Genomic DNA, 11,639 nt, shown 5'->3' on the forward strand with positions numbered 1-11,639 from the left:
CCTTGCATCACGCGATTTTGAATACAATCGGACCTTCCGCCACGTTCGTATACGGACGGCTGCCTAAGGAGACATTCCGCCAGTGAAGCGACTGAACGCCGTACCGACCGAACGGGTGCATTTATGGCTGATGCTGGCCCTGACTTTCTCCACCGGGGTAGTGGACGCCGTCGGTTATCTGGGCCTTGACCGGGTCTTCACTGGAAATATGACAGGCAACGTGGTGCTGCTGGGCATGGCCTTCGCCGGCGGTGCCGATCTGCCGATCCTGCGTCCGGTCCTGGCGCTTCTCTTCTTTATGCTGGGCGCCGCCCTTGCCGGCCGGATGCTGCGCAAAGGTCCGGAGGGCTGGTCCTGGCGGACCACGCTGTCACTGATGGTGGTGGCCGGTGTCATTTCCGCATTGGCCGTCCTCACGGCGGTGGTGGATGTACAGAGCAGTTCCCTTTTAGGCAGCATCACGACGTCGGCTCTCGCCATATCGATGGGCGTCCAGGCCGCGACCGCCAAGCGGTTGAAGGTCGCTGAGATTACAACAGTGGTGGTGACCTCAACCATTACGGGGCTTGCCTCGGACTCGCGTCTGGCCGGTGGGGACAGCAAGCACTGGGTCCGCCGTGCCCTCGCGATTGCCCTGATTATGCTTGGAGCCGTAGCCGGCGCTGCTGCCCTGAATGTCGGGCTCTGGCTGGGATTGACTATCTCGGCCGTCATCTCGATTGCTGTGGCCGTGACCGGTTACGTCCGCCACCACCGCGAGCGTGCCGGCTCCGTACCTTCATGACGGGTGACGGGCCGGCCAAAGCCGGCCGGGGGTTACCTACAGGGAACACCGCCGTACGCTTGAATGAACGCTTGTTCCAGTGCTTCCACGGTTCAGCCGGAGTTTCGGCCTCATCGGGAAGCTCCATCCGTTGAAGTCGGTTCCGCAGCCGACGCGGAGGTCTTTATGGACAGCTTCACTCCCAGCACCAATCCCGTCCTCGGCAGCGTGGCCTTGTCCGCGCTCGTAGCGCTGCTGCCGTTGCTCACCTTTTTCTTCCTGCTGGCTTTCGCCAAGACCCGGGCATACGTGGCCGGGGCATGGGCGCTCCTCGTAGCCCTCGCCGTCGGCATCTTGGGTTTCGGCATGCCGGTGGGACTTGCCCTGCTCTCTGCCACGCAGGGCGCCGCCTTCGGGTTGTTCCCGGTGGTCTGGATCATTGTGATGGCCGTGTGGCTGTACCAGGTGACGGTACTCAGCGGCCGGTTTGAGGACCTGCGAAGGGTCTTTGATGCAATCGGCGGCGGGGACCTGAGGGTGCAAGCCATTCTGGTGGCCTTCTGCTTCGGCGGCCTGCTGGAGGCGCTGGCCGGATTCGGCGCACCGGTCGCCATCACGGTGACCATGCTGCTGGCTCTGGGCATCGCCCCGATCCGCGCGGCCACCGCCGTGCTGGTGGCCAACACCGCCCCGGTGGCGTTCGGCGCCCTGGCCATCCCCATCACCACCGCCGCCAATCTCACCGGCTACACCGGAGATGAAATCGGTGCCGTGGTGGGCCGGCAGACACCGGTGCTGGCCCTGTTTGTACCGCTGATCCTGCTGTTCATCCTGGACGGACGCCGCGGCCTGCGGGACTGCTGGCCCATAGCCCTGTTCACCGGCGTCGTTTTCTCCATCTTCCAGTTCCTCTGCTCAAACTATTTCTCCTACGAACTCACCGACATTGTGGCCTCCCTCGTGGCGATGCTGGCCGCCGTGGGATTCCTGCGCTTCTGGCATCCGCGCAACGGAGGCGAGGCCGGCCAGCGGATGAAAGCGGAACTGGCCGAAGCGCGGGCGGGCGGCTGGACGCCGGCCGGCGCCGGCACGGCGTCGGACGTCCAGACCGCAGCGGATGACACCGCCGACGACCGTCTGACCCCGGTACGCGCGTGGATGGCGTTGTTCCCCTATGTGGCGGTCATTGTCATTTTCGGTTTTGTGAACCTGTGGACACTGGGCATCGATGTGCCCGAAACACTGGCGAAGACCAACATCGAGATCCCCTGGCCTGTGCTGCACGAAGCCCTGCTGGACAGCAACGGCCAGACCCAGTCCTCCACCGTCTACAACTTCGACTGGCTGATCAGCCCCGGTACCTTGCTGCTGATCACCGGCCTGATTGTTGCCCTGGTCTACTCCCGCTTCAATGAAAACGGCCGGTATCCGCTGAGCATGGGCGCGGCGGTTCGGGAAATCTGGACGACGGCGGTGCGGATGCGTTCCGCAGCGCTGACCATCCTTGGGGTGCTGGCTCTCGCCTATGTGATGAACTTTTCCGGACAGACGGTATCGATCGGGACGTGGCTCGCGGCGACCGGCGGCTTCTTTGCCTTCCTATCCCCCGTGCTCGGCTGGATCGGCACGGCGGTGACCGGTTCGGATACCTCCGCGAACGCGCTCTTTGCCAAGCTGCAGCAGACAGCCGGAATTGAAGCTGGCCTGGATCCCCAGCTGATGGTTGCCGCCAACACCGGCGGCGGTGTCATGGGCAAGCTCATCAGCCCGCAGAACCTTGCCATCGGGGCTGCCGCGGTGAACATGAGCGGCCAGGAATCGGTGCTGCTGCGCAAGGTGGTTGGCTGGAGCGTGCTGCTGCTCCTGGCCCTGTGCATCCTGGTCTATCTGCAGTCCACCCCGGTCCTGGATTGGATGCTGCCGTAGCTGCGGGACCGGAACCGTGGACACCGGTTTCCGCGGTCGCTAGGGTAACGCGCATGACTCCGGACCCCATTGAAACGTCTTCCGCCCCCGCCCGGCTACTTACTGGTTTCTCGCTCGAGATGACCGGCAAGGACATTGGCGCGCTCCAGGAAGCGCAGCCTTCCCTCCCCCCGGGGACGCGGATCAACGTCACTTTCCTGGGTAATGAGGACCTGCCGATGCGCGTCGCCGCTGCTGCGGCCGTCCGCGCCGGCGGATTCGTTCCCGTTCCGCATATTTCCGCGCGGCGGCTGGAATCCCGGGAAGACCTCGCCAAGTTCCTGGTGGCGCTCGAGGAAGCCGACGCAACGCGTGAGCTCTTTGTAGTCGGCGGAGACCCGGTTTCCCCGCTGGGCCCCTTTCCGGACGCACTGTCCGTGATCCGGAGCGGACTGCTTCCCGGGCACGGGGTTCGGGCCGTGAGCATCAGCGGCTATCCCGAGGGACATCCGGACATTGATACCGATACCCTCTGGACTGCCCTGGAAGACAAGATCCAGGCGCTGGACCAGAGCGGTTTGGAGGCGTCGATCACCACGCAGTTCGGCTTCGACGTGGCACCCGTCCTTGTCTGGCTTGAGGAACTCCGCAGCCGCGGCGTGAGTGCACCCGTCCGAATCGGCGTCCCCGGCCCCGCAGGCGTGAAGCGCCTCCTCGGTTACGCCCGCCGGTTCGGTGTTGCCTCCTCGGCAGGGATCGCCCATAAGTACGGGTTTTCCCTGACCAATCTGCTGGGCACGGCAGGCCCGGACCGGTTCATCCAGGACCTGGCCCGGGCTCTTTCACCCACAACCCACGGCGATGTCCGGCTGCATTTCTACACCTTCGGCGGGATCAAGACCACGGCGGATTGGGTGCACGCGTACCGCAGCTGAACTCACCCGGACCGTGGCAGGAGCTCTTCCAGATCAGGTTCCTCCTCGATCAGGCCGCGGTCGAGCGAGATGCGCATAACCTCCTCCAGCGAATCCTGGTTGATCTCGCCGTAGTACCTGGGCAGGGTCAGCTCCTCGATGACGTCCGGTTCCAGCGAGGTGTAGCTCGGCAGGACAGCGCGTACCTCGTCAGGGTTCTGATCGGCATATTCAAGCGATGCCGTCATCGCACGGACAAATTTCTCCGTAGTCTCCGGGTTCTCCTGCGCGTACTGGTCCGAGGTGAAATAAACGGCCACGGTGAGGTCCTTGATGGGCTCCGCGTAGTTCGAGAACACCGGAACGGCGCCCTGTGCCTCGGTGATGGTCACAAAGGGTTCCACTGCGGCAATGGCGTCCACGTTGCCGCCGTCGAGCTGGGCCGGCATATCGGGAAACTGCATCTCGACAAATTCGATGCTCTCGTAGTCGCCGCCGGCCTGCTTCACCGCTTCCGAAATGGTGGAGTCTGAAATGTTGTTGAGCGTATTCACGCCCACCCTTTTGCCGGCCAGGTCCGCGATCTCCTCGATTCCGCTGCCGGGAAGCGTCATCACCGACGCGAAGTCCGCGTCGACGTCGCCGGTGGTGCTGGCGCCCGGGGCCACCATCTGGATGGGAAGGCCTTTGGACTTGCCTACGATCATGGAGGTTACGTTGGAGAAACCGAACGCCATCTGCCCCGAGGTGACTGCCGGAACAATTGCCGCCCCGCCCTGTGCAAGCGTCAGGGTCAGTTCCAGGCCTTCGTCCTCGAAGAAGCCCTGCTCCACCCCCAGGTAGATGGGAGCCACATCCACAATGGGGATCACCCCCACTTCAATGGGCACCAGGTCCCCGCTGGCTTCGGTTTCGTTTTCGTTTTCGGACGACGGCGAACCGCCGCCGCATCCCGTAACGCCCAATAAAGCCGCCGCCAGGATCACAGCAACACCGGTTTTCCTCATAGTGCCCTCCAGTTTTCATTAGCCGGAGGCAAGCCACGTCCCGGCCGCCCTGTCGGTAGCTGCACCCTAGCCTCGTTTAGCCTGCCCGGCCAGCGAGGTATCCGGCGGCCCCGGGAACCCCGCCGCCCGGGGCTCCGCTTAGCGGCTCTCGACAGCACTCGAAGATGGCCCTAGGGTCATGGTCAATCCGTGCTGCTTCTCCGCGGGCGGACCAGGGACAGCAAAAAGAATCCCTGGTCCGCCGGCGGAGACGCGGATTGCGGTGAAAAGCGTTTCCATATCCCAGCAAAGAAGAGGTTCAACGTGGCACCTAAGAATCTGCAGGAGGTCCTCGACTCGAGCGGAAGTGTTGTGGATCGACTCCGCAACTCCCAGATCGGGGCGTACATCTATCCCGTCGTGGCACCGGAGTTCAGCAACTGGCGCAGCGAACAGCGGGCCTGGCGCGAGACGGCGGTGCTGTTTGACCAGTCCCACCACATGGACAACTTGTTCATCAAGGGCCCCGACGCCCTGAAGCTGATCTCTGACACAGCGGTCAACAGTGTGGCGAATTTCCCGGTCAACAAGGCGAAACAGTACGTTCCCACCGGCCCGTCAGGCCACGTGATCGGTGACGGCATCCTCTTCCACGAGGACGACGACGAATACATCTACGTGGGACGGGCACCCGCGGCCAACTGGCTGCTTTTTAACGCCGAAACCGGCGGCTATGACGTTGACGTCCAGGTCGACCGGCGCTCCCCCTCACGTCCGATGGGCCGTCCGGTATCCCGCCGCTACTGGCGGTTCCAGATCCAGGGCCCGAACGCCTGGCAGATTATCGAGAAGCTGAACGGTTCCTCGGTGGAGCAGCTGAAATTCTTCAACATGGACCATATGACGATTGCCGGTGAACGGGTCCGGACGCTTCGCCACGGGATGGCCGGAGCTCCCGGGCTGGAGATCTGGGGCAACTACGAGTCCTATGAGAAAGTGCGGGACACCATCATGGACGTCGGCGCGGAGTACGGGATGGCCGCCGTCGGCGCCCGCGCCTATCCGTCCAATACGCTCGAGTCCGGCTGGATCCCTTCTCCGCTGCCTGCCATTTACACGGGTGAGGAGCTGCGGCCGTATCGGGAGTGGCTGGGAGCGGACAGCTACGAAGCTTCCAACGCCATTGCAGGCAGCTTTGTCAGCCCGAACATCGAGGACTACTACCTGACCCCGTGGGAACTGGGCTACGGGTCCTTCGTGAAGTTCGACCACGATTTCATTGGCCGGGATGCCCTGGAACAGATGGACCCTTCGGCACAGCGCCGCAAAGTAACCCTGGATTGGAACGCCGAAGACCTGGGGAAGATCCTGGCCTCACCCTTGGGCACGGAGGAACCCTACAAGCACTTTGACCTTCCCCTGGCCAACTACGGATCCTCCAACTACGACTCCGTCATCGATGCGGACGGGAACGTCGTGGGCCTCTCCATGTTCACCGGGTACTCGGCGAACGAGCGCCGCGGCCTCTCGCTGGCAACGGTCGATCCGTCGGTGCCCCTGGGCGCCGAACTGAGGGTGGTGTGGGGCGAGCCCGACGGCGGCAGCGCCAAGACGACGGTGGAACCGCACCGGCAGCTTGATGTGCGTGCAACCGTGAGCCCGGTGCCGTTCTCCGAAACGGTCCGCAAGGAGTACAAGGGCGGCTGGCGGACGGGTAACAGCCCGGCCTGACTGGGCCCGCGCCGGGCGCTGCAGGTGCCGGGGACCTTACGGAACCCGCTGCAGCGTCCGGCAGGCCGGGCGCGCTGTCCGGGATCCGGATAGCGCGTCCCCGCAGTGCGGTCCACCACCACCGGCCATGAGATTCCTCGCAGCTGCCTGCCCGGAGCCGCTCAACGGCGCGGAACCGGCCGAAAGGGGCCTGTTTCCGGGGATTTAGCTTAAGGGAATGAAGCTCTCCTCGCTTACTTCGGCGGGGATCCTGGCCGGCGCTGCCGCCGTTGCCGGGATCAGTGCCGCTGCCGTACTGCAGCGGGATCCCCGGCCGGCTGCGCTGCTCATTCGCGGCGTTTTCGCCGGTGCAGGCAGGGTTCCGGTGAAAAAGGTCCTTCCCCATGTCCCCCGGTTCACAGTGACCGGACACCGGGACCTGCGTTATCTGGGGTCCGCCGGTAAACCCTCCCTTGACCTGTTCCTTCCTGACGATCCGGCCCGGAAACCGCTCCCGGTGGTGATGTGGATCCACGGAGGGGCATGGATTTCCGGCACCAAGGAAGATGTGGCGCCGTACCTCAAGGTCCTCGCCGGATACGGTTACGCCGTACTGGGGGTCGGGTACTCGATCTCACCCGAAGCCGTCTATCCGACCGCGGTGAAAGAGCTGAACGCTGCGTTGGGCTTCATCCGCGAGCGCGCGGACCGTTACGGGCTGGACCCCGACCGGATTGTGCTGGCCGGCGATTCCGCCGGCGCGCAGCTGGCCGCACAGCTGGCCCTGGTCATCACCAACCCGGAGTACGCCCGGGACACTGGGGTTATTCCTGCAGCGGGCCCCGGACAGCTGTGCGGAATCGTGTTGAACTGCGGTGTCTTTGATCTGGAATCCGTGGCCCGCATGGCCGGTCCGGTGGGCTGGGGACTTCGAAAAGCCCTGTGGGCCTACACCGGGTCCAGGAACTGGGCGGCCACCCCTGCCGCAGACCACATGTGCATTCCGAAACACGTGGATTACCGTTTCCCGCCCACCTACATTTCCGGTGGAAACGGTGACAACCTGACCCGGGAGCAGTCGATGCCCCTGGCAGACCGGCTCGAGGACCTTGGGGTACCCGTCCGCCGCAGGTTCTGGCCGAAGGATTACAAACCGAAGCTGGGACACGAGTATCAGTTCCAGCTGCACCGCCCGGAGGCGATGGAATCGCTGCAGTCGACGGTTGCTTTCCTGGCGGACGTGACAGGCGTATCCGCCCTGCCCGGACAGACGCCGCAGAAGGTGATCTCCCTGGGCACGGATCTCGCTGAGGACCTTTCCCGCACGAAGGGGCTGCTCGCCGCCTAGCCGGCCGCATGTCAGGACCGGATGATCACGACGTCCAGCCTCCGCGGCCCGTGCACGCCTTCCACCCGCTGCAGTTCGATGTCGCTGGTGGCGCTCGGGCCGCTGATCCAGGTCAACGGATGCGTGACGTCCAGCCGCCGCACCGCTTCCGGCAGCACTCCGGCGATGTCCCGGGCCAGCACCAGGCACACATGATGGTCCGGGACCAGTGAACACGCCCGCCGGCCCTGCCCCGGGCTGCCGTCCAGAATGATGGTGCCGGTTTCGGCCACCGCTGCCGCGCAGCCGGTGACCACCGCGTCAATGCCGTCCAGCTCCTCCACGCTCAGCGGCTCCTCAGGTGAATCCACCACGCGTCCCGGGGCCAGCGCCGTCCAGCGTTCATCGAGTCCTGCGGGAACCACGTAGGAGGTTTCCCCTGCCAGCAGTTCGGCCACTTTGGCGGGCACGGATGCCTCATCCACCACGCTGACGCCGGCCTTGTAATCCAACAGCCGGTCTCGAAGCAGTTCGATGAGTTCGTCCTCGTTCATGCCGGAGCTGTGCCGGTACTTCCGTGGAATTTCCGGTACTTCCGGGGCATCGTGGAGGGCGGACCGAAGCCGGTCCAGGATTTCCGTACGGGCGCTCATGCTTGCTCTTTCGACGCAGTGTCTTCGTGCTCTTTTACCCACCAGTCCCGGAAGGACCGCGCAGGCGGAGCCGGAAGGTCGCGGCTCCGGGTCCACCCGGCAGCGATGCCGGGAAGCTTCTTGATTTTCCTATCCGGTCCGGCCGCCAGCTTTCCCAACGGCAGGGCCTTCTCCACCAGGGCCATCCGGCGACCCGAGCCCATCATCCAGGACGCTGCCTTCATGGCAACATCCATCTGCCCCGGCACCTTTTTCGTCCCGCGGCGGCTCTCGACATCCTCGGAGCGCAGGTGCACCAGGATTTCCGGGATGTTGATCTTCACCGGGCACGCGTCGTAGCAGGCTCCGCAGAGTGAGGAGGCGTAGGGCAGGGACGCGTTCTCTTCGGAAGTGATCCCGGTCAGCAGCGGCGAAAGGATCGCACCGATGGGTCCGGGATAGGTGGAGCCGTAGGCATGCCCGCCGGTGCGCTCGTACACGGGGCAGACATTCATGCACGCGCTGCAGCGGATACAGTGCAGGGCCGAACGTCCTCGCTCATCCGCGAGCGCCGCGCTGCGCCCGTTGTCCAGCAGCACCAGATGCACATTCTGCGGCCCGTCGCCTGCCGTAACTCCGGTCCAGAGCGAGGTGTAGGGGTTCATCCGTTCCCCCGTTGAGGAACGGGGCAGCAGCTGCATAAACACCTCGAGGTCCGTCCACGACGGCAGCAGCTTCTCCACCCCCATCACGGTGATCAGGGTTTCCGGGAGGGTCAGGCACATCCGGCCGTTGCCTTCGGATTCGACGACGGCGAGCGTGCCCGTATCGGCCAGGGCAAAGTTCGCGCCGGAGATGGCGACCTTCGCGGAAAGGAACTTGCGGCGCAGGTGCAGCCGCGCCGCTTCGGCCAGCCGTGCCGGGGTGTCGGTGAGGTTCGGATCAACGTCCGGCATCTCCCGCAGGAAGATGTCCCGGATCTGGCTGCGGTTCTTGTGGATGGCCGGCACAAGGATGTGGCTGGGCTTGTCATGGTCCAGCTGGACAATCAGTTCCGCCAGATCGGTTTCGAACGCGGAAATGCCGTGCTCTTCAAGGTATTCGTTGAGTCCTATTTCCTGGGTGGCCATGGATTTGACCTTGACCACCTCGTCCGCGCCGGCGTCGCGGATCAGGTCCCGCACTATTTCGTTGGCTTCCGCTGCGTCCCGCGCCCAGTGGATGACGCCGCCGCGTGCGGTGAAGTTTCCCTCGAACTGCTCGAGCAGTTCCGGCAGCCGTGCCATGACGGCGGCCTTGGTGGCGCTGCCGGCTTCGCGCAGTTCCTCCCAGTCCGGCAGTTCGGCCACTACGCGCAGCCTCTTGTCGCGGATGGTGTGGGTGGCGTGGCCGAGGTTGGCACGCAGCTGCTCGTTGTCCAGTTCCCGCCGCGCTGCAACGGGAAAGGGTTCAGCGGTGTGCAGATTGCCGCTGCCGTAAACCGGTACCGCCGGCATGCCCAGATAGGTGGAGCTCATTGGTGTGCCTTTCCCGTGAGGCGAGCGGCGCTCCGGGTCCCGCCGCGCACGGCACCCGGCGGCGGTGCCGGGTGTTCGCGCGTGCTGGCGAGGATCTCCGCGAAGTGCAGGGTCGATATGCCGCTGCCTTCCCGGGAGAGGCCCCCGCCGATGTGCATCAGGCAGGAGGCGTCACCGCCGCTGCACAGCTGGGCGCCGGTCGCGGCGATGTTCGCGTTTTTGTCTGCCAGCATGGCCGAGGAGACGTCCGCGTTCTTGAGCGAGAATGTTCCGCCGAAGCCGCAGCACTGGTCCGCTTCGGGCAGCGGTTCCAGTTCCAGGCCTTCCACTGTGCGGAGCAGGTTCGCTTGCCGGTCCCCCAGCCGCAGCAGCCGCATGCCGTGGCAGCTGGGGTGGTAGGTGATCCGGTGCGGATACCAGGAGCCCAGCTGGGCGGCGGCGTCCGTCACGCCCAGTACATCGGTCAGCAGGGCGGAGAGTTCGTAGGTCCGTGCGCCGACGGCGGCAGCCCGGGTTTCGAGGTCCGAATCGCCCACGGATCGGGCCAGCATTGCATGCTGGTGTTTCACCGAGGCGACGCAGGAGCCCGACGGCGCCACGGCGACGTCGTACTCCTCTGCCTCAAAAGCCTCTACGTGATTGCGGACCACGGGCACCGCCTCCGGGAAATACCCGGAGTTGAGGTGCATCTGCCCGCAGCAGGCCTGGCCGGCCGGGAACACGACGTCGTGCCCCAGCCGTTCCAGGATGGAGACCGTGGCGCGGGCCGTGGAGGGATACATCGCGTCCACAATGCAGGTGGCGAACAAAGCAATCTTCATGGCTGCCTTTCAGCGGAAGTGCGGCGCTGCACCTCCTCGGGTGGAACCATCTTTCAATATAACTCCGCCGATTGATATGCCTGCTGCAGGTGAACTTCGTGATCGGTCCCTGGCATCCTCCCTCCGCGCCTTCCGCCGGGCAGTCACCGCTGCGCTATTCTCTGTTGCATGACGAACATGGGGAATGCCAGAACAATCAGTCTCGAAATAACCTCCAAGCGGGCACGCGGCAGGGGTGAGCTGGTGATCACCGCCCCCGTGGCTGCCTTGCCGCCCGCCGTCGAGCGGGCAGCCTACAGGCTGCCGACGATGACGCTCACCGGGGTGTGGCAGGAACGGGCCGAACTCTCGGTCGGAATGACCTGGAAGTCCTTCGGCTCCAGCATCGTGCTCACCTTTGAACCGGTCGACGCCGGCACCACGCGCGTGCTGGCCACGAGCACGCCGGCGGTTCCCACCACGTTGTCGGACTGGGGCCAGAGCAAAGCGGACCTGGCCGCGGTCCTGAACGCCGTAGCCGCCGAACTCTAGCCTGCGCTACAGCTGCGACGGCAGGGTGGGCGGGATTTCCGGCAGTTCCTGCAGTGACCACTGGTTGCCGTCCGGATCCCTGAAATAAACAAACGTTCCCCAGTCCAGCGGAGTGATCTCACTGGCGGTCACGCCGTGGTCCACCAGGTGCTGCCGGGCGTCGGCGGCACTGGGGACCACCACCTGGATCCGCTGCGTGCCGGGAACCATATCGGTGGTGCCCGGGCCGATAACCACCGAGCAGGCCGACCCGGGCGGGGTCAGCTGCACAAAGCGCAGGTTCTCGTCGATGCGTTCGTCAAAGTCATCGTTGAAACCCACCTGGTCTACGTAAAACCGCTTGGCGGCGTCGACGTCGGACACCGGCACGGGAACGAGCTCGATTTTCCAGTCCATGGCCCTGAGCGTAGGACCGCCGACGACGGCGTGGAACAGTGCTGCGGACAGCTTCGGTCCTCGTCCGGCAGACTGGTCCGGACCGGAAGTGCCCGTCGGCGCATGCCTCGGGAGTTCCGCCACTAACAAGTGCAGCC

Annotated in this window: 11 protein-coding genes; 6 read left to right on the forward strand and 5 right to left on the reverse strand. The window is 64.8% G+C overall.

The annotated features are described in order from the left end of the window. Window positions 1–82: 82 nt before the first annotated feature. The 3 genes from LOC56_RS12505 (at window position 83) to LOC56_RS12515 (ending at window position 3,603) form a co-directional block, all read left to right on the forward strand. Window positions 83–784 (forward strand): YoaK family protein, encoded by a 702-nt coding sequence (locus LOC56_RS12505; protein ID WP_229952567.1) that lies wholly within the window; start codon window positions 83–85, stop codon window positions 782–784. A 165-nt stretch (window positions 785–949) separates the two neighbouring features. Next, window positions 950–2,689 (forward strand): L-lactate permease, encoded by a 1,740-nt coding sequence (locus LOC56_RS12510; protein WP_229952568.1) that lies wholly within the window; start codon window positions 950–952, stop codon window positions 2,687–2,689. A 53-nt stretch (window positions 2,690–2,742) separates the two neighbouring features. Continuing rightward, on the forward strand, window positions 2,743–3,603 hold the full coding sequence (locus LOC56_RS12515; protein ID WP_229952569.1) for a methylenetetrahydrofolate reductase: 861 nt from the start codon (window positions 2,743–2,745) through the stop codon (window positions 3,601–3,603). 2 nt (window positions 3,604–3,605) lie between these two features. On the opposite strand, the gene LOC56_RS12520 is transcribed toward LOC56_RS12515, so the two are convergent. Further along, a complete protein-coding gene (locus LOC56_RS12520; RefSeq protein ID WP_229952570.1) occupies window positions 3,606–4,589 on the reverse strand; it encodes an ABC transporter substrate-binding protein in 984 nt (327 codons plus the stop codon). Between the two features lie 303 nt (window positions 4,590–4,892). Here LOC56_RS12520 and ligM point away from each other — a divergent pair, with 303 nt between their 5' ends. Next, window positions 4,893–6,299: a vanillate/3-O-methylgallate O-demethylase gene (gene ligM / locus LOC56_RS12525; RefSeq protein ID WP_229952571.1), complete on the forward strand. Its 1,407-nt coding sequence runs from the start codon at window positions 4,893–4,895 to the stop codon at window positions 6,297–6,299. Window positions 6,300–6,516: 217 nt separating this feature from the next. Then, a complete protein-coding gene (locus LOC56_RS12530) occupies window positions 6,517–7,626 on the forward strand; it encodes an alpha/beta hydrolase (RefSeq protein WP_229952572.1) in 1,110 nt (369 codons plus the stop codon). 11 nt (window positions 7,627–7,637) lie between these two features. On the opposite strand, the gene LOC56_RS12535 is transcribed toward LOC56_RS12530, so the two are convergent. From LOC56_RS12535 to LOC56_RS12545, 3 genes are read right to left on the reverse strand one after another with little or no spacing between them, the layout of a single operon-like run. Next, window positions 7,638–8,258 (reverse strand): LutC/YkgG family protein, encoded by a 621-nt coding sequence (locus LOC56_RS12535; RefSeq protein ID WP_229952573.1) that lies wholly within the window; start codon window positions 8,256–8,258, stop codon window positions 7,638–7,640. Then, window positions 8,255–9,754 (reverse strand): LutB/LldF family L-lactate oxidation iron-sulfur protein, encoded by a 1,500-nt coding sequence (locus tag LOC56_RS12540; protein WP_229952574.1) that lies wholly within the window; start codon window positions 9,752–9,754, stop codon window positions 8,255–8,257. Before LOC56_RS12540 ends, LOC56_RS12535 begins: the two co-directional genes overlap by 4 nt. Further along, the gene (locus LOC56_RS12545; RefSeq protein WP_229952575.1) at window positions 9,751–10,575 is read right to left on the reverse strand and encodes a (Fe-S)-binding protein; all 825 of its coding nucleotides are present in this window, start codon (window positions 10,573–10,575) and stop codon (window positions 9,751–9,753) included. Before LOC56_RS12545 ends, LOC56_RS12540 begins: the two co-directional genes overlap by 4 nt. Window positions 10,576–10,743: 168 nt before the next feature. Between LOC56_RS12545 and LOC56_RS12550 the strand changes: the two genes are divergently transcribed. After that, on the forward strand, window positions 10,744–11,106 hold the full coding sequence (locus LOC56_RS12550; RefSeq protein WP_229952576.1) for a hypothetical protein: 363 nt from the start codon (window positions 10,744–10,746) through the stop codon (window positions 11,104–11,106). 6 nt (window positions 11,107–11,112) lie between these two features. On the opposite strand, the gene LOC56_RS12555 is transcribed toward LOC56_RS12550, so the two are convergent. Continuing rightward, window positions 11,113–11,502: a VOC family protein gene (locus tag LOC56_RS12555; RefSeq protein ID WP_229952577.1), complete on the reverse strand. Its 390-nt coding sequence runs from the start codon at window positions 11,500–11,502 to the stop codon at window positions 11,113–11,115. Window positions 11,503–11,639 lie beyond the last annotated feature (137 nt).

This window comes from Arthrobacter sp. zg-Y179 (genome assembly GCF_020907345.1).
GTDB classification, from domain to species: Bacteria; Actinomycetota; Actinomycetes; order Actinomycetales; family Micrococcaceae; genus Arthrobacter_B; species Arthrobacter_B jinronghuae.